Below are 18,176 nucleotides of genomic sequence, written 5' to 3'. Positions count from 1 at the left end.
CTTACTAGCTCATGCCAAAAGCAATCTCATACATTCGATTTTCCTCAAAAATTCAGGCGTCTGGAGACTCAACCAAACGCCAGAACAAGTACATATATGAATGGCTCAAGAATAATCCAGACTATCAATTAGATGAGTCGCTCAGGTTTCAAGACCTCGGAATAAGTGGTTACTCTGGCGCTAATGCTAAATCAGGTGCATTTGGTGAATTCCTAGCCGCTGTTGAATCAGGGGTTATTCAGGCGGGTTCAGTGTTGTTAGTTGAATCACTGGATAGGGTAAGCCGTCAAGACATTGACACTGCAAGGGAGCGTCTGCGAAAGATTTTGTTAGCTGGCGTGGATGTGGTCACATTGGCTGATAACTCATGGTACAAGAAGGAAAGTCTTAATGACCCTCTCAGCTTGATTAAAGCTGTGCTTATCATGCAGCGTGCTAATGAAGAATCCGCCACTAAATCGAAGCGGTTAAGGTCTGCATGGGATGCAAAACGAGAAGACGCGGCTAAGGGTAAGATAATGACACGGCGCTGTGTAGCGTGGCTCAGAGTGTCTGGTGATATGTCTCACTTTGAACTGATACCCGATAACGTGAAAGCGGTTCAGCGTGTCTTTCAGCTTCGCTTAGAGGGATTGCCTTTTGTACGAATCGCCAGACAGATGAATGAAGAAGGTTTCTATACTCTAAACCAGCGCAATCCGGTTAAAGGTGCATGGTCTCATACCACTGTTAAAGCACTCTTGGATAACCGCTCAGTGATTGGTTTCAAAGTGCCGTCTAATTGTACAGTTACACAAGGGGTGAAGGAGATACCCAACTATTACCCCGCTGTAATTAGCGAAGAACAGTTCTATGCTGTGCAGCAGTTAAAGCAAGGTGCAGGCCGCAGACCATCATCGGAAAAGCCATTACTCACTAACCTTTTTAAAGGTGTCATGCGTTGTGGTGAATGCGGTTTTGTGACCGTTGTTAACTGTGCTACTGAAAAATGGCATGGGGTTTACAGGTGCTCAATGAGGTATGAAGGGCGATGTGATGCAAAAAGTATCAACCGTCGATTGGCTGATAAAGCCCTTGTTCAGGGGCTTCTGTATAACACTAACCGTCTTTCCCTCAATCGTGGTAATGGCTCTGCTATAGGCTCTCTTCAAAGTGAATTAGAACAGCTTCAGAAACAGCGTGAGAGGCTCATTAAGCTGGCTATGCTGGCAGATGATACCGAATCAATGGCAAAGGATTTGAAAGCCCTCAATAGTCAAATTAAGGATGCTGAAAAGTCCGTTTCAGAGGTTCACCAGCGAGAGCAATCAAGCCAGCTTGAAACAATCAGCCACCTTGATTTAACCGTGAAGAAAGACCGTATAGAGGCTCAAATCATCATCAAACGGATAATTAAAGAAATCCGACTTAACACGGCTGGAAAAAAGTGTGATGTCTTCTTACACAACGGCTTGAGGCTGCTTAACTTCCCACTTGATAGGGTGGTTGATGGTGGTCAGTGGATAGAGATTTTACCGCTGATTGATGGTGATGAATTCGATTTTGAAGGGTTCACAACTAAGCCCCGTCACATAGCCTTAGAAGAGGCTCCAGAGTGGGTGAAAGAATTAGAATTCAATAGTAAGATACAATGATTGTATTTATAGGATAATTAGAAGGATATTATGAACGAAATTGTTAAAGAGCCAGTAAGTCAGATAGCTCAGTCATTTAGAGACAGAATTTCAAGTCCATTATGGGGGTATGTTTTTTTCTCTTGGGTATCCTGTAACTGGACTAATATCTTATTTGTCTTTATGAGTAAGGAAGATATCGAGACTAGAATACATGCAGTACTCATTCAGCCTGATTTATGGGTGAATTACTTTTGGACTCCTCTTTTAATAGGGGTGATGCTTTTTGTGTTTATGCCATTTGCGCAATGGGGTTTATCTCTATGCCACAACTGGATTTCTAAAAAGAAAAAAGAAAGTGATAAACTAAGTGCGCTGGAAAAGTACCAGGATGATATTGACCTTGCCGATAAAAAAATTGAGGCTGAAAATGCTGAAAGCCTGTCAAGACAGAAAGAAAATGCAAAAAAGAATTTGGTTGAAGCTAGAGGTCAGACTCGCTTGTCTATTTTAAATGCTAGAAAGGCTAAGATTGATAATGCGATTGAGGGGCTAAATAACGCTTACGCTGAATCGCAAAAGAAACTAGATAAAATTAATTATGAGCTAAAAACAATAGAAGATAAGGTTAATTTAAAATTGGAGCAATATCAGTCCGCGAGTGAAAGAGTGAATGCAATCGCTGAACTGTATTTTACTTATGAAAACCTTGAATCAAGGGAGGGGTTTATTTCATTCTTAAATGATATAAAAGAAAAGAACCTTATCGCGCCTTCTTTTCTTAGTCGGAGGTATGATTTGATGTTAGACAAGGAACTAAAGAATCTGGATGAAAGCAAAGGTAATGAATAAGGTTTGTTTGATAAATTAACTTGGAGAATAAATGGTCACACAAAGGAATAAATACTTTGAAAGTAGTGAGCCAGTTTTACTTTAGGGTGATGTATATCCCTACCTGATAGCTCTACCCGTGTGTAAAGAGCCCGCTAATTAATAACACGCTACAGGTTTTATTGAAATAATAGGGGCTGCGCCCCCTCTTTTCACTGTTTAAAAGTTATCTCTCAATACTTCATCATATCTTTCAATCAAAGTTAACTGCTTTTTACTATCTTTGTAGCTACCAACCCATCTATCAACAGCTTCATCAAAGATGAATAAAAAGTCTGTAAAGTTGAAATATACAATTTCATCATGATACTGAGTCGGATGACCTTTTTTGCAAATGGCAATGCTCAGGCGTCGATGCTTTTTCTTCAGAACATCTCTGGAGTTGAGGTTGGTCATGTGCAATAAAGAGTTTCTCAATTGATAGACTTCATCAGATGTAATGTCTAACTTGCTGATTTCTGAATAGGTATCGAGCCATTGTTGGAAGTTCCTTTTCACGTCACCATATTCAAGGTACGCAATGGTATCAATTAATGAAACAAGTAGCTTAAAGCTCGATATATAATGTTTTTGATTAAAGAGAAGCTTCACAGGCTCCATGTGGTCATCATTAATCAGCTTTTTGAGATGGAATTTACCTCCCGTTAAATACTTATTAAGGTAGTCTGGAATGTCAAGAACCCCCTCAATATGATAGTTAGGGGTGTGTTCATTCCTTAATTGTTCATCTACCGGATGCTTAATATGATATTGTAACTTACCCTGAACAACTGGTGTAACAATCAGTAAGGGGTTAGCAGGGGCTTTAACAGCCTCAAGAGCCAACTCAAAGGGGGCGTAGCTATTACCCACTCTCAAGTTTGTGTTGTACCTTGTAAGTGTCAGTTTTTTGTCATCATCGAGTACTGAAGGGTGAATGTCATGGAATGACCTACAAGAAGCTAAATCAGTGTCTAACTGCTTACTTAAAAATTCCAGCTTTTGATTATCGTCACCATCTCGTTCATGAGCAACGATTCCGCAATGTGTGATGTGAACTCCATCAGGACAAAAGCAGAATAGGTTATAAATGGTTTCTTTCATTTCCCTTGAATCTCCTTTGCTGCATAGTCCTTATTATCTTACTGAAAAGGTCGTCATTGAGACAGTTAATAAGGCGCTATGGTTAGCCAGATTTCCTTTTCGATTTCTGAAATTTCCATAGTGACCCCTTCAATGACTTGTGAATGCTTAACAATAGCCGTTTAGATGGCTAAATTAACAGTAAAAAACAGTCTCTTCGAATAGCGTCATAATCCCTATCAACATCAGCACTTTCAATAGCTACAGCCTATTAACTGTTTTAGTTCCTTAAAGAGATAAGAATCAGTATTTATATAACCTGTTTCAATGGTTTGGGTTGTCTCAAAAGGAAGTGGTTTTGATACTGCTGAAAAGGGTCTCTAAAGGTGTGATTAGTTTGTCTCAAAAGGTTGATTTTAAGTTTTGATACAGGTATTATTTTGAGACTAGGTTTTGAGACAACTTTCAGGGAATCACCATAATGTCATCTGTAATCGCCTATGTCCGTGTATCAACTTCTGACCAGACTATTGAGAACCAGAAGAAACAAATCAATGAGGCTGGTTATCAGGTTGGCAAGTGGTTCTCTGATGAGGCTGTATCAGGTGGCATTAAGGCTACAGAGCGTAAAGGATTCGGTGACCTGCTGAACTATGTCCGTGAAGGTGACACACTGATTGTCATCGGGATTGACCGCTTAGGCCGTAACACTATTGATGTACTCTCAACAGTTGAGACTCTTCAAGCTAAGGGCGTAAAGGTTATCAGCTTGCGTGAAGGGTTCGACCTGTCTACACCAGTGGGTAAGGCTATGCTCACTATGATGGCTGGATTGGCTTCTTTAGAGAAAGACTTGATAGCAGAGCGCAGAACAGCAGGGATTAAACGTGCTCAATCTGAAGGTGTTCACTGTGGAAGACCGATTAAAGCAACGTCAGAACAGGTTCGGGAACTTCTTTCACAGGGAATGTCACCAAAGCAGGTACAGGATGAGTTAAAGATTAGTAAGGCAACTTTCTATCGACTGAACAAGTAACAATTAGATAGTGATTCACAATGCCCCTTCGTTGGGGCTTTTTTATATCTGACGTTTATCAGGATCCCTATAACGCATTCTAAGCGGCCTTTAAATTAAGCTATAGGTTAGGGTTGCCATCATTAAATAATCGCTTAGAACGCTGTACAGGCTCAGATATGTTCATTTTTTGCCATTGGTATGGAATCTTTGAAAAGGGCGCTACTAAGCAGAGAGATTCAGACTATCCAAAATCTTCAAAGTTGCTCTAGATATGCTGAAAGTTTCTGGTAAAGCTGAAATAAAAATAGGTCTGGAAATTTTTTAGAAAAATAATATTTGTGAAAATTCATCCACCAGCTTTAAAGCCTCTTTCACGGATCCCGATGTGATTTACTGTCAAGGCTGCAAGGTGTAACCAGAATCACCGATGAGCGAAGCAAGGTGAGGTTAGAAGGGCTTCTTTAAAGAACTCTTAAAAGATACTCAGAGACAAGAAGATGAAAAACAAAGAACAAAAAGAATCTGTTAAGAGGTTTTTAGGGTAGCATAAAAAACAATCAATTACAATCGGTTGATGTAAATAAATCATGGTGATTCAGGGCGTTAGCCCTCTTAAAATTCCTTTTCAATCAATCTGTACAACCCCCTTTTAACGCGGTTCAACGGTTCCCCCTTTGGGCGGGAGAACCTACCGCAAACACCCTATACCAGCCCTGCATACACAGCCTCTGAAAAGTAACCTTTTCCAAGCGCCTGAATAATATCCTTCCAGTTATATATACCGGACTTCAATATTATTGATTTATAAGGGGTTTTTCATTGGCTGAAATCTAAAAGCGCCTGTTGCAAATTGTTAACAATGTTGACTAAATGTTAAATTTAGGTTACTATGTTTTATTAGATAACGAATTGAGGTATCCACTATGTAATGTACAAAGCTAAAGTATTCAATGGAGTCAAGACTCCGGCTGGAAAGCCAATCACAGGTAAAGGCTTCTTCTCGGATGACCACGATTTAATAGATACTCCCAAATACCGCGAATCTCTTAAAAACACCCTCATCGAATTAGGTTACACCAGCTTCAATAACCCATTACCCGCAAGCAATAAACCTTACCGCAGAAGAGGAAAACCCCGTAAGGCTATGGAGAATACACTTCAGCAATATTTTATTGATAAAGACTCAGTAAGTAACCTTCCTTCAAAAGTTGAGGATGTATTCACAGGTTGCGTTAATAGTTGTCCAGATAAACTATCCCCATCTTTCTGTTTCAATTTAATGAAGCGATTATGCGTTATTACAGCAGCCGCTGTAGAGGATGAAACAGGTTTTAGTAAAAGCTGGTGCAATGATATTACACAGGCATTACAGTTAGCAATCACAATGATTGAGCATTGCCATGATAAAGGCGAAATTCAGGTAATGTTTAATTGCGACTATGAAAGCGATGAATTCGATTCTGATAGAGAATTAGAAGATATCCTTGATTTACACATTCAAAAGGCAGCATAATAATGAACCATACACTAACACATATCGGTGAACCAGCTTATCAGCAATTAAAGGCACTGGCTAAACACTTTGAAGTAAGCATTCCACAAGTTATCACCCTGATTCTAAAAGGAGTAATTTAAATGAATAAGACAAAAGCAGTACGAATTAAAAAGACAGATAATCAACTGGTGAAATTGAAAGCGGTTAATGCTGGAGAAACCATCAGAAAGACTCTGGAAAGTATGATTCTAAAGTCATATGTGAAACACATTAATGTTATTTGAAAGAAAGTGTTTCGGTATGCTGAGAAAATATCATACTCATGGCATTGCTCGAAACACCACGAAAAATATTTTTATTTATTATAATGCTATCCTTCTTTCTTACAAGTACATCTACAATGCTGAGAGAAGCTTATCTTCTATTACTTCAGCACTCCTGACAATGTAGCGCGACCTCTCAAGCAACTCATCATAAAACAAGATATCTATATTTTTTAAGTTTCTCCTATAAAGTTCGAGGGTTTTTCTTTTAATTAGTTTTTCTCGCTCATTACCCTCAATTGAAGATAATGAACCTATAATTAAAATGCATTCTGTATCAAATGTATCTTCATGTATAAGTTCACCATCTGTAGTGTAATTTCTAGACTGAGATTCAATCTCCCAATTTGCCTTTTGCGCCAATATCTGACTAACAGCGTCGGTTAATTCACTGGATAAGAACCATGTATCAGAGCGCCCTTGTCGCTTAGTGAAAAGTTTTGTTGTTGGTGTTTTTAATTCCACAATCTTGGTGAATCTTGAGTCAGATATAAGAAAATCAGCAATTACATCATTTCCGCCGTTTAAATCAGTTCTTGATATGTGAGCCTCTCTTTGAAGAATTTTTAGGAATTTATACTTTAAGCCATAACCAAAAATCCATTCATTGGTTTCAAAAAAACGTTGCCAGTCTGCCTCCTTATAACTATCAGGCTCAGTGAGCATTTTTTCATAGGTATCGAGAGATTCCTTTCTCCCTAATATTGTATTGATGTCATTGTTGGTTAACTTACTGCTTACAAGGTGCTGCAAGGCCATAACTAATGAGTTATTATCAGCGTGTTCAAGAATGCTGATTATCTCATTATAATTATCTCTGACCTCAATGAATCTTCCAGTCTTTGATGAAGTGCTATCACATACCATGCTATAGCTGGATAGATGGCTATAGAGATTTTGAAGATTTTGTATTGTCAGCTTACATGTGAATTTGGGTGTGCCGGTCTTGGCACAGTGTGCAAAGAAATTGGCACATAAGGAATCCACTTCTTTAGCGTTAGCATCAAGACCAGAAATGTTTAGCATCAGCTCACTTGATTCATCTGAGCCTATGAGGAAAGAGTGGTTCAGGCTCATTTTTAAACCTTAGCAATTACATTCTTATAGCCGTCGTACTCAGGGTTATATTTATCATTAATTGGGAATTGGGGTTCACCTTCGAGAATTGTGATATTTGATAGAGACTCTATATCAAACATTCTGAACTCAGGGAAATCAGGCTCGCTGTCTGTTACGCCGGATGTCTGGACAATGTGCAATTTAGTGGATTCGGTGCCATCTTTTTTTCTCATTATGAAGATTGCATGAACGTTTCCAATTCTCTCGCCCGGTGTTTTTCCTGGCTTGTTGTAATGAAATGAGATTGGTTTGCGTCTTTGAACTGAATCTCTCAAAACCTGTAAACTCATAATAACAATCCTTATATGGGTGCTACATTGTTTCGGTTTGTCTGTCATTTGAACGTACTTTTTGTACGTGATTGTGATAGCAGTTTTTGACAGGATGTGTCAATTTATTTCTAACAATATCACGCGTAACATAACGCATACTTGTTGTTAACTGAATGCCTTCATGTGGATAAGCCCTTACAAATCATTTTGTTAGGATTTATGTAATGAGGGGCTCTCAACTTTTTGAGCGAAGTTCAAACGAGTTTCAAACGAAACAAAAAAGTAATAAGGGTCGTGATTTACGTTTCTGTTTGGGTTTTACAGAATGCTATTCCCATGAGATAATTGTTTTATCTGGTTTGCTAAATCTCAAAATCAACTGGTACAGGTCGTTCAAGAGGTATTTGAGATAGCAATGTAAAGGGCTGCTCTAATGAGTGGCCTTTTTTTTTATTTGTCTTAGAAAGGGATTCATTTATGAATGAAGACATACTACAAAGTTACAAGAAAAACCTGTCACACTATCAATGTAGAATTAAGAAAGATTGGTGATTTACTAAATCTAACCCCCAACAAGCAGTATCATATTAAAAAAATGATGACAAAATCTACCCGCTTATTACTCATCAAAGCAATCTGCGAAAGAATTAATAAATAACCGTTGACAATAAGTGATTTCATGTGACAATGGTTATATGAGTTAGAGATATTCACTATTCATCAATCACCGATTATTTCTGGCTCTTCAGTTTCCTTCTGTTTATCTTCTTAGGCATCCATCCCGAATGAGTGACGGGAATTCCTCTTGAGAAGATGAACAACCTAATTTGAAAACATTGAACCGTGTCCCGTAACATTAAGTTGGCTGGATGCGGTTTTATGCTTTCTGAAATCTAAGCAAACCAGACTAAGAGTAAATTTAAATGACTACTTTAAATCAAGCTGTAAAAATTGAATCACCCGTTGCAAGTATCAGCCACCTGTTACCGTTCGAACAGAAACAGCACATTGAAAAGCTGTATTTCCAAAAGGTTCAACAGGCCACTGACCGCATGAGTAAAGCTGAGTCTGAATATCAGGATACTGTAGAATCCCGCTCAGTGCTGATTAATCAGAAAGTCACCGAATACCTGGCTAACCCTTCAGAGCGTCACGGTTTTAAAGTTGTTCAGGTTTACCCAACGAACCAGCAGCAAGTTATCCAGTCAATGGCTGAGCGGGGGTACATGGTTCACCGTGTATCTGTTGGGATGGTCACCTTTATTCGTATGCCAAAGAACGCTAAAGATAATCCCCTTCAGGGAATTAATGAAAAGGCAACCGCTGAAGCTGAATTAACTATTGATAAGATGATTGAACGTTTGAAAGTGAAAGCTGCTGAGGCAATCCACCAGCGAAACAAGATTGTGATTGAAGCCCGTAAAGCTCTGGATTCAATTAAATCATTTGAAAGCTATTTAAACGTGATTGTAACTGACTCTGAAGGGAGAGAGTAATGAGTATTCCAATGAAAGGGCTGTCCAAACGTGGCAGATATAATCATCTTACTGACTCAATGGAATTTAAATTTTTTAACGGTCAAACAGAAATCAGTGAATCAACTTATAAGCTGCTTGCTTCAGGTAATAAGCCTAAACCAACTGTGAAGCCAGCTAAAGCGGTCACTACTTACAAGGTGAAGCCTAAGCCAACAATTGAACAGCAAAGAGATACAGCCTTGAAAGAGGCTATTAAACAGATGGTAAGCGGGGCTGGTAATGCAAGATTCGATTAACGCACCGATTAATTATTATGACTCTGAAAAACGTCTAATTGTTGGTCATAATCTGGTTGGTAAGATTCACCCTCAACTAATGAGTAAATTAGTCAGACGTTCAAACGATGGTTCAACACGTTGCCAGCAAGCCCGAATCAAAGAATATTTAGAGGGGTTACTAACTAATGTCTAATACAACCACGGTTAATACACCTGATAAGCCATGTATTCATTGTGGCTCAACGGTTAGATACATTTCATCCGGTCGCTGTGTTGATTGCTCAAAGACACGTAGACAGCCGCCTAAACCAAAGCCGCAGATTGTACGTGTAGCCGCTTCAGCAGCTAGAGCGCCGTTTCACTCTGAAGGTGGAGACAACCGAAATAACATCATTGTGAAGCTGTCTGAAGCTGCTTTAGAGAGCCTTGACCGTGTTGGCTACGAATTGGTGAAAAAGTACCGTTTGGCAGGTTACACACAAGAACGAATCCGAATGATTGCCCTGTCCCATATCCTCGAAGCCGCTTAATACCCGCGATACAAATCAAAGTAAGTTATTAGAGAGTTGTAATTAGCACCAGATGGCCGGTCTGGGCGGCGTTGATGGCGATCTCCGCCGTTTCGCCATCGCGAATTTCGCCCACCATGATGATGTCGGGATCCTGGCGTAAAAACGCCCGCAATACGCTTTGGAAGGTTAATCCCGCCCGGGGATTAATGGGGGTCTGATTGAGCCCCGCCAGCGGGATTTCGACCGGATCTTCCACGCTGCAGATGTTTACTTCGGGCGTGTTCCTGGCCTGCAATGCGCTATAAAGCGTGACGGTTTTGCCGCTGCCGGTGGGGCCGGTGACCAGAATCAGCCCCTGGGATTTGTGCAGCGCGCTGGCGAAGAGCCGCTGCTGGTTTTCGCTCATCCCAAGCTGTTCGAGCCGCAGCGCCTGTTGCTCCTGCTGCAGAAGCCGTAGCACGATTTTCTCACCGTTGCGACAGGGGAGCGTGGCGATACGAAACGAGACGGGCGATCCCGAAAGCTCGACGGTAAATTGCCCGTCCTGGGGTAAGCGACGTTCGGCGATGTCCAGATTACCCAGCACCTTCAGCCGGGCGATCAGCGTTGTGCCCAGTTCGGCTGAGAGCGGCGGCTGCGGATAGAGCACGCCATCAATGCGCAAGCGGATCTGCCAGCTCTCGTCGGTGGGCTCGATATGAATATCCGACGCGCGCTGGCTCAGGGCGTGAGTCAGGGTGTGGTTTAGAAGGTCGGTGGCGGAACGCGTCGAGGTATTGACCACGGGCAGATGTGCCTCCGACGTGGTTTGCTGCTGCTTTTCCATGCGCTCGGCGGTCCAGCATTCAATATCGATTCTTTTCTGCGTCGCGAAACGTAACGCCTCCAGCAGTTCGGTCGGCGGGTTGCCGACCACCGCAATATTGATCCTGTCCGGGTCGCTGGTCAGCAGCAGGGCGTGATGACGCCGACACAGCGCCGTTAACTGTTCAGGCTTCATTGCCCACTCTCCTGCTCAGCCGTAAAGCGGAACACCTCTTCGCAGGCCTGCTTCAGCGCGCTGTCCTCGCCCACGGTGCAGAGTCGCTTCCAGCCGGTGATGCCGTTGCCATTATCCCACTGCGGGGTCATTACTACCTCGAGACCATTCAGACTCTCCTGGCCGGTAAGGGTGACGGCACCTTTGGCGATACTCATCCCGGAGACATAGCGGCTGGTTGCCGGGGAGGGGATGCCGTTGACGCCTGCGTCGCAGCTCTCAGTTCCGCCATGATCGAGGGCGCAGAGTTCGACGGCGGTACGGTAGGGCATAAAGGTTTGCAGCATGTCGGTGAGAGCGGCTTTACGCAGGTAGTTCTGGTAAGCCGGAATGCCGATCGCGCTGAGAATGGCGACGATACCGATGACCACCATTAACTCGATGAGGGTAAATCCTTTTTGTCTTTCCATGGGTCGCTCCTTAAGTTGACGCACGCTACTGTGGCAGCGGAACCGACCGGGGGCGAGGGGCAAAAATCGATTCGTGAAGCAAGGTTCAGCGGGATGTGCGGACGTTACAGAACAGTGCAGCGGATTTGCGGGGCGGGTCGTAAATCGGGCTTGCCCGGCCAGTGCAGACCGGGCTCTCTGTCACTTAGCGAAAGCGCATCGACAGGTCGAGGGCGCGAATGTGTTTGGTCAGCGCGCCAACGGAGATGAAATCGACGCCGGTTTCGGCGAACTCACGTAAGGTTTCGTGCGTCACGTTGCCAGAGACCTCAAGGCGGGCCTGGCCGTTAGTGCGTTTGACGGCCTCGCGCATCTGCTCAGTCGTGAAGTTATCCAGCATGATGATGTCTGCACCCGCTTTCAGCGCATCGTCCAGCTCCTGCAGATTCTCCACTTCCACTTCGACCGGCACATCCGGGTGCAGCCAGAAGGCTTTTTCCACGGCCTGGCGAACGGAGCCCGAGGCGATAATGTGGTTCTCTTTAATCAGGAACGCATCGGATAATCCCAGACGGTGGTTGGCGCCGCCGCCGCACAGCACGGCATATTTCAGGGCGGTACGCAGGCCCGGCAGCGTTTTGCGGGTATCCAGCAACTGGGTCGTTGTGCCTTCCAGCAGATCGACATAGCGGCGTGCTTCGCTGGCGACGCCGGAGAGCGTCTGGACAAAGTTCAGCGCGGTGCGCTCACCGGTCAACAGAACGCGTGATGCGCCCTCAAGTTCAAATAAAGGCTGGTTAGCTGTGATGTTATCGCCATCTTCAACATGCCACGTCACCTTAACGCCGTCCCCGGCCAGCTGGATAAAGACCTCTTCCACCCAACGTTTACCACAGAACACACCGTCCTCACGGGTGATCACCACCGCATGGGAACGGGCATCTTTCGCCAGCAGCTGGGCGGTAATGTCGTTGTCAGCGTTGACGTCTCCACCCAGATCTTCGCGCAACGCATTGGCGACGCTTACCGGAATATCGAGATTAATACGTTCCAGCAGTACGTTACGTCTGTGGTCGGGGTTGTAGCGGCGAGGCGGCATGTTAAAACTCCAAATTGGTAACGAATCATAAGATTGAAACATGCTACTCTGAACCGGGAATCAGCACCATATATAAGGAGATCCTGCATGCACTCAGAACATGGCTGGCTGGCAGAGGCACGGCGTGTTCCTTCGCCACACCACGATTGCCGCCCCGAGGATGAGATCCCGTCGCTGCTGGTGGTGCATAACATCAGCCTGCCGCCTGGCGAGTTTGGCGGTCCGTGGATTGACGCGCTATTCACCGGGACAATCGATCCCGATGCTCACCCCTTTTTCGCGGAGATCGCTCACCTGCGCGTTTCTGCCCATTGTCTGATTCGCCGTGACGGTGAAATCGTCCAGTATGTTCCCTTTGATAAACGTGCCTGGCATGCAGGCGTTTCTCAGTATCAGGGGCGTGAACGCTGCAATGATTTTTCTATTGGCATCGAGCTGGAAGGCACGGATACGCTGCCTTACACCGATGCGCAGTATCAGCAGCTGGCCGCGGTGACGCGCACGCTTATCAGCCTCTACCCGGCTATCGCCCGCAACGTGACCGGACACAGCGATATTGCGCCGCAGCGCAAGACCGACCCCGGCCCGGCGTTTGACTGGCAACGATTCAACACACTGCTTACCGCCCTGTCAGAAAAGGAGATGACATGACGTTATTTACCATGCTGCTGGTGATGATTGCTGAGCGTTTGTTCAAGCTGGGCGAGCACTGGCATCTGGATCACCGGATGGAAGTGCTGTTTCGTCGCATCCGCCATTTTTCCCTGATCCGCACCCTGCTGATGACGGCGGGGGTGATGCTGGTGGTGTTCCTGCTGCTGCGTTCGCTGTATGGCCTGTTCTTTAATGTGCCGCTGCTGGTGGTGTGGATCCTGCTCGGCGTGCTCTGTATTGGCGCGGGCAAGGTGCGTCTGCACTACCATGCTTATCTGAAGGCGGCAACAAATAACGATGCCCATGCCCGTGGGGCGATGGCCAGCGAGTTGACCCTGATCCACGGCGTCCCGCCGGAGTGCGATGAACGTGAGTTTTTACGCGAGCTGCAGAATGCGCTGCTGTGGATTAACTTCCGCTTCTATCTGGCACCGTTGTTCTGGTTTGTGGTGGGCGGTGCGTGGGGCCCGGTCCTGATGATGGGCTATGCGTTTTTACGCGCCTGGCAGAGCTGGCTGGCGCGCTACCTGACCCCGCACGAGCGGTTGCAATCCGGGATCGACGCCATTCTGCACGTGCTGGACTGGCTGCCGGTGCGGTTGTTCGGCGTGGTGTATGCGTTGATCGGGCATGGTGAGAAGGCTCTGCCGGCCTGGTTCGCCTCGCTGGGGGATCGTCATACCTCGCAGTATCTGGTGTTAACGCGTCTGGCGCAGTTCTCGCTGGCACGTGAGCCGCACACCGATAAGATCGAAACGCCGAAAGCGGCCGTCTCAATGGCCAAGAAAACGTCGTTTGTGGTGGTGGTAATTGTGGCGCTGCTGACCATTTACGGCACGCTGATCTAAACCAGCGTGCCGCAAGGCTTACACTGTATCCGCTGACGGGATGCCAAAATCAGGCATCCCGTTTTCATTCCAGCGAACCAACTTCAGGCGGGTGTGGCGGTTCGGATCGTAGAGCGGATCGCCCTCGATTTCGGTGTAGTTGCGTGCATGGTAAATCAGCACATCTTCGCCGTCCTGCGTTTGGGTAAAGCTGTTGTGTCCCGGCCCGTACTGACGGTTCTCGTAGCTGGTGGTGAATACCGGCTGCGGTGATTTATGCCAGTTTTCCGGGTTCTGAGGATCGGCATTGAGGTCGATCCACAGCAGCCCCATGCAGTAGTTTTCATCCGTGGCGCTGGCGGAGTAGCTGATAAACAATCGCTCGCCGTGGAACAACACTGCCGGACCTTCGTTGACCCAGAACCCGCGGCACTCCCAGTCATACTCTGGTTTGCTGAGCATCACCGGCTCGCCTTTTAAGGTCCAGGGGTTCTCCATCTCGCACAGATACAGATTCGAGTTACCGGTGATATCCGGGGCTTTTTGCGCCCAGAGATACCAGCGTTTCCCCTGATGAATAAAAGTGGTGGCGTCTAACGCAAAGGTATCGAAGGGCGTTTTAACTTGCCCTTTTTCCGTCCACTCTCCTGTCAGGGGATCGCTGTCGGTACATTCGAGCACAAACATCCGGTGCTGGAACATCCCGAGTTTATCCAGCGCCTGGGTGTGCGTGGCGGCAAAATAGATGTACCAGTTGCCGTCAATGCAGTGCAGCTCCGGGGCCCAGATCAGCTGACTCATCGGGCCGGTGGCCGGTTTGCGCCAGACCACCACTTCATCGGCACTGCGCAGCCCCTCCAGCGTGTCGGCACGGCGGATCGCCAGCCGGTCATATTCCGGCACCGAGGCAATAAAGTAGTATTGCCCTTCATGATGAAGAATGTACGGGTCAGCGCGTTGTTCAATAAACGGGTTTGGCCAGGTTTGCATTCGGCTTTCCTTATTTAGTCTCAGCGGCTTTGAGTTCCTGAAAATCATTCAGCTCGCGATAGTTGTTCCGGCGTTTTTCCAGGTCTTCCTGAATCTGCTTCATGGTTTCGCGATCGACTTTCAGCAGACGGACCACGCCAGCGGTAACGAGGTACCCGACGCCAGGGATGACGGTAAAGAGCAGGACGATCCCGTTGATGGCGTCCGCGCTTTGCGCTTTAGCACCCGCATCATAACCGTACCAGGAGAGCAGGAAGCCCACCATCGCCCCGGCAATCGCCAGGCCCAGCTTGAGGAAGAAGATGTTGCCGGAGAAGCTGATCCCGGTGATACGTTTCCCGGTTTTCCATTCGCCGTAGTCGTCCACGTCGGCCATCAGCGACCAGTGCAGCGGAGACGGGATCTGGTGCAGGATGTTCAGCAGGAAGTAGAGCACCACAATGGTCACGGTGGCTTTCGGATCGAAGAAGTAGAAGGCGGTGGAGAAGAGCGCCAGCACGATGTTGGTCCAGAAGAAGACCTTCAGCTTACACCAGCGGTCGGTCAGCACTTTTGCCAGCACGCTGCCAAGCATCATGCCCACCACGCCCAGGCTGATAAACAGGGTAGCGAAGTGGGTGCTCTGACCCATAACCCAGGTGACGTAGTACATGGTTGCCGCCATGCGGATAAAGCCCGGGCAGACGTTACACAGGGTCAGGAGCAGAATACGGACCCACTGGTCGTTCTTCCACACGTCTTTAAGATCGTTTTTCAGCTCGTCATGGGTTTGTACCGCCGGGCGCACACGCTCGCGCACGGTGGAGAAGCTGAACAGGAACATACAGGTACCAATCAGCGCCAGCACGGTCATCGCCATCTGGTAGCCTTTGGCTTTGTCTTCGCCGCCGAACCAGTCAGCCATCGGCAGCAGGGTCAGCGACAGCAGCAGCGTGGCGATACCGACCATCACGAAGCGGTAGGACTGACAGGCCACGCGCTCTTTGGGATCGTTAGTGATCACGCCACCCAGCGAGCAGTAGGGGATATTGATCGCCGTATAGGTCAGAGAGAGCAGGAAGTAGGTAACAAAGGCATAGATAACTTTGCTGTTGTAGGTCCAGTCCGGGGTGGTGAACATCAGGATACTGAACAGCGCATAGGGGAAGGCGATCCATAACAGCCATGGACGAAATCGCCCATACTTACTGCGGGTACGATCGGCAATGGCGCCCATAATCGGGTCGGTAATGGCATCAATGACGCGCACGGAGAGCAGCAGCACCCCCACCAGCGCCGGGGCCAGACCGAAGATATCCGTATAAAAATAGTTCACAAACAGCATGATGGCGCCAAAGATGATGTTGCATCCGGCATCCCCCATTCCATAGCCGATCTTTTCTTTTACTGAAAGTTTATTGTTATCCATCGACGATTCTCCGAGTTCGGTATGGAGAGAATTATTCGCTGCCGAAGCAAAATATGCGTTGCAGTATAACGTCGGTGATATGGATAAAATGGCTGTAGACGGGAAAGTGTGAGGAAGGTAACAACCCTCTGCGTCCGGGGGACGCAGAGGGGAAGGGCATTAATGCGCTTTTACTGCTTTGGCATTTTTTTCTTTAAACATATAGCCGACCCCGAGGATCACAATCCAGACCGGGATCAGGTAGACCGAGATCGCCATGCCCGGCGTCATCAGCATGATAACCAGTACCGCTGCCATAAAGATCAGGCAAACCCAGTTACCCAGCGGGTAGAGCAGGGCAGGGAAGCGCGTTTTCACGCCCTGCTGCTGTTTCGCACGACGGAACTTCATGTGCGCCAGGCTGATCATCGCCCAGTTGATCACCAGAGCGGAGACCACCAGCGCCATCAGCAGACCGAAGGCAGAATCCGGGGCCAGGTAGTTGATCAGCACGCACAGCGCCGTCACAACCGCCGACACGATAATGGTGTTAACCGGCACGCCACGCTTATCGACATTGAGCAGCGCTTTCGGGGCATTACCCTGCTGAGCCAGGCCGAACAGCATACGGCTGTTGCAGTAAACGCAGCTGTTGTACACCGACAGCGCCGCGGTCAGTACCACCACGTTCAGGGCGTTGGCCACGAAGGTGTCGCCCAGCTCGTGGAAGATCAGCACGAACGGACTGGTGTCCGCAGTAACGCGGGTCCATGGCAGCAGGGAGAGCAGTACGGCCAGCGAGCCCACATAGAAGATCAGGATGCGGTAGATCACCTGGTTGGTGGCTTTCGGGATGCTCTGCTCCGGGTTGTCGGCTTCAGCGGCGGTGATGCCCACCAGCTCCAGACCACCGAAGGAGAACATAATGATCGCCATCATCATCACCAGCCCGGTCATGCCATGCGGCAGGAAGCCGCCCTGATCCCAGAGGTTGCTTACGCTTGCCTGCGGGCCGCCGTTGCCGCTGAACAGCAGCCAGCCGCCGAACAGGATCATCGCCACAACCGCGATAACTTTAATAATGGCAAACCAGAACTCCATCTCACCGAACACTTTCACGTTGGTCAGGTTAATGGCGTTAATCACCACGAAGAAGACTGCCGCAGAAGCCCAGGTCGGGATCTCAGGCCACCAGAACTGGACGTATTTACCAACTGCGGTCAGTTCCGCCATCGCCACCAGCACATACAGCACCCAGTAGTTCCAGCCAGAGGCGAAACCGGCAAAGCTGCCCCAGTATTTATAGGCAAAATGGCTGAATGAACCGGCGACCGGCTCTTCGACCACCATTTCACCGAGCTGACGCATAATCAGAAAGGCAATAAAACCGGCAATGGCGTAACCCAGAATAATACCCGGACCGGCAGACTGAATAACCGATGCGCTGCCCAGAAACAGGCCGGTACCGATAGCGCCCCCGAGAGCGATAAGCTGAATATGGCGGTTTTTAAGGCCGCGCTTCAGCTGATCGCCGTGCTGTTGACCATCCATTATGAAACCTCGTGTGTGGTTGTTATGTTCACGCTCAGGCGTGTGTAATTATGAAATTCCATTTCATGTATTTATTAGTTTACGGTTCAATTGGCTGAAATAACCGGATGTGTCTTCCGTAATCGGAAGAATAGTGTTAAGCGACGGCGAATGCACCTGCTTTATGCGTGGAGAAAGCG

At 47.1% G+C, this 18,176-nt stretch carries 18 protein-coding genes and 1 pseudogene; 10 read left to right on the top strand and 9 right to left on the bottom strand.

Annotation, left to right across the window (positions count from 1 at the left end; genetic code table 11):
* Window positions 1–11 precede the first annotated feature (11 nt).
* Together M8318_RS05520 and M8318_RS05515 are read left to right on the top strand one after the other, a co-directional pair.
* Window positions 12–1,634: a recombinase family protein gene (locus tag M8318_RS05520; RefSeq protein ID WP_047363593.1), complete on the top strand. Its 1,623-nt coding sequence runs from the start codon at window positions 12–14 to the stop codon at window positions 1,632–1,634.
* A gap of 30 nt (window positions 1,635–1,664) precedes the next feature.
* A complete protein-coding gene (locus M8318_RS05515; RefSeq protein ID WP_262661276.1) occupies window positions 1,665–2,465 on the top strand; it encodes a hypothetical protein in 801 nt (266 codons plus the stop codon).
* A 198-nt stretch (window positions 2,466–2,663) separates the two neighbouring features.
* On the opposite strand, the gene M8318_RS05510 is transcribed toward M8318_RS05515, so the two are convergent.
* Window positions 2,664–3,587: a hypothetical protein gene (locus tag M8318_RS05510; protein WP_063933509.1), complete on the bottom strand. Its 924-nt coding sequence runs from the start codon at window positions 3,585–3,587 to the stop codon at window positions 2,664–2,666.
* A 460-nt stretch (window positions 3,588–4,047) separates the two neighbouring features.
* Here M8318_RS05510 and M8318_RS05505 point away from each other — a divergent pair, with 460 nt between their 5' ends.
* The 3 genes from M8318_RS05505 to M8318_RS05495 all read left to right on the top strand — a co-directional run bounded on the left by M8318_RS05505 (window position 4,048) and on the right by M8318_RS05495 (window position 6,363).
* Window positions 4,048–4,602: a recombinase family protein gene (locus M8318_RS05505; RefSeq protein WP_063933507.1), complete on the top strand. Its 555-nt coding sequence runs from the start codon at window positions 4,048–4,050 to the stop codon at window positions 4,600–4,602.
* A gap of 910 nt (window positions 4,603–5,512) precedes the next feature.
* Window positions 5,513–6,097, top strand: a complete 585-nt coding sequence (locus M8318_RS05500; RefSeq protein ID WP_047363346.1) for a hypothetical protein — start codon at window positions 5,513–5,515, stop codon at window positions 6,095–6,097.
* A gap of 122 nt (window positions 6,098–6,219) precedes the next feature.
* Window positions 6,220–6,363, top strand: a complete 144-nt coding sequence (locus M8318_RS05495) for a hypothetical protein (protein WP_165602920.1) — start codon at window positions 6,220–6,222, stop codon at window positions 6,361–6,363.
* Between the two features lie 111 nt (window positions 6,364–6,474).
* Here the strand turns inward: M8318_RS05495 and M8318_RS05490 are convergent, their stop codons facing one another.
* A complete protein-coding gene (locus M8318_RS05490; RefSeq protein ID WP_262661270.1) occupies window positions 6,475–7,479 on the bottom strand; it encodes a Shedu immune nuclease family protein in 1,005 nt (334 codons plus the stop codon).
* A gap of 2 nt (window positions 7,480–7,481) precedes the next feature.
* The gene (locus tag M8318_RS05485) at window positions 7,482–7,811 is read right to left on the bottom strand and encodes a hypothetical protein (RefSeq protein ID WP_004848053.1); all 330 of its coding nucleotides are present in this window, start codon (window positions 7,809–7,811) and stop codon (window positions 7,482–7,484) included.
* A 905-nt stretch (window positions 7,812–8,716) separates the two neighbouring features.
* Between M8318_RS05485 and M8318_RS05480 the strand changes: the two genes are divergently transcribed.
* The 3 genes from M8318_RS05480 (at window position 8,717) to M8318_RS05470 (ending at window position 10,079) form a co-directional block, all read left to right on the top strand.
* Window positions 8,717–9,289 (top strand): hypothetical protein, encoded by a 573-nt coding sequence (locus M8318_RS05480; protein WP_262661269.1) that lies wholly within the window; start codon window positions 8,717–8,719, stop codon window positions 9,287–9,289.
* Window positions 9,289–9,567, top strand: coding sequence for a hypothetical protein (locus tag M8318_RS05475; RefSeq protein ID WP_262661267.1), 279 nt, complete (start codon window positions 9,289–9,291; stop codon window positions 9,565–9,567). Before M8318_RS05480 ends, M8318_RS05475 begins: the two co-directional genes overlap by 1 nt.
* Window positions 9,568–9,734: 167 nt before the next feature.
* Entirely contained in the window at window positions 9,735–10,079 is a 345-nt protein-coding gene (locus tag M8318_RS05470) for a hypothetical protein (protein WP_073970875.1), read from the top strand.
* 37 nt (window positions 10,080–10,116) lie between these two features.
* On the opposite strand, the pseudogene M8318_RS05465 reads toward M8318_RS05470, so the two are convergent.
* The 3 genes and pseudogenes from M8318_RS05465 to nadC form a co-directional block, all read right to left on the bottom strand.
* Window positions 10,117–11,061, bottom strand: a pseudogene (locus M8318_RS05465) (ATPase, T2SS/T4P/T4SS family); the annotation flags it as partial.
* The gene (ppdD, locus tag M8318_RS05460) at window positions 11,058–11,510 is read right to left on the bottom strand and encodes a prepilin peptidase-dependent pilin (protein ID WP_262661265.1); all 453 of its coding nucleotides are present in this window, start codon (window positions 11,508–11,510) and stop codon (window positions 11,058–11,060) included. The gene ppdD and the pseudogene M8318_RS05465, both read right to left, overlap by 4 nt.
* A 184-nt stretch (window positions 11,511–11,694) precedes the next feature.
* Window positions 11,695–12,588 carry a carboxylating nicotinate-nucleotide diphosphorylase gene (nadC, locus tag M8318_RS05455; protein ID WP_262661263.1) on the bottom strand — a complete coding sequence of 298 codons (894 nt, stop codon included), beginning with the start codon at window positions 12,586–12,588 and terminating at the stop codon, window positions 11,695–11,697.
* 87 nt (window positions 12,589–12,675) lie between these two features.
* On the opposite strand from nadC, the gene ampD reads away from it, so the two are divergent.
* Both ampD and ampE read left to right on the top strand, forming a co-directional pair.
* A complete protein-coding gene (gene ampD / locus M8318_RS05450; protein ID WP_106994255.1) occupies window positions 12,676–13,239 on the top strand; it encodes a 1,6-anhydro-N-acetylmuramyl-L-alanine amidase AmpD in 564 nt (187 codons plus the stop codon).
* On the top strand, window positions 13,236–14,090 hold the full coding sequence (gene ampE / locus M8318_RS05445) for a beta-lactamase regulator AmpE (RefSeq protein ID WP_262661262.1): 855 nt from the start codon (window positions 13,236–13,238) through the stop codon (window positions 14,088–14,090). Before ampD ends, ampE begins: the two co-directional genes overlap by 4 nt.
* An 18-nt stretch (window positions 14,091–14,108) precedes the next feature.
* Here ampE and M8318_RS05440 read toward each other — a convergent pair whose 3' ends face one another.
* The 3 genes from M8318_RS05440 to aroP all read right to left on the bottom strand — a co-directional run bounded on the left by M8318_RS05440 (window position 14,109) and on the right by aroP (window position 17,997).
* Entirely contained in the window at window positions 14,109–15,059 is a 951-nt protein-coding gene (locus M8318_RS05440; protein ID WP_262661261.1) for a glycoside hydrolase family 43 protein, read from the bottom strand.
* Window positions 15,060–15,069: 10 nt separating this feature from the next.
* On the bottom strand, window positions 15,070–16,467 hold the full coding sequence (locus M8318_RS05435; RefSeq protein WP_262661260.1) for a glycoside-pentoside-hexuronide (GPH):cation symporter: 1,398 nt from the start codon (window positions 16,465–16,467) through the stop codon (window positions 15,070–15,072).
* 159 nt (window positions 16,468–16,626) lie between these two features.
* Window positions 16,627–17,997, bottom strand: a complete 1,371-nt coding sequence (gene aroP / locus M8318_RS05430; protein WP_146145526.1) for an aromatic amino acid transporter AroP — start codon at window positions 17,995–17,997, stop codon at window positions 16,627–16,629.
* Window positions 17,998–18,176: the final 179 nt, after the last annotated feature.

Source organism: Leclercia tamurae, assembly GCF_025566055.1.
GTDB classification, from domain to species: Bacteria; Pseudomonadota; Gammaproteobacteria; order Enterobacterales; family Enterobacteriaceae; genus Enterobacter; species Enterobacter tamurae.
The sequence above is the reverse complement of the archived record's forward strand: the minus strand, read 5'-3'. Positions and strand labels throughout refer to the sequence as shown.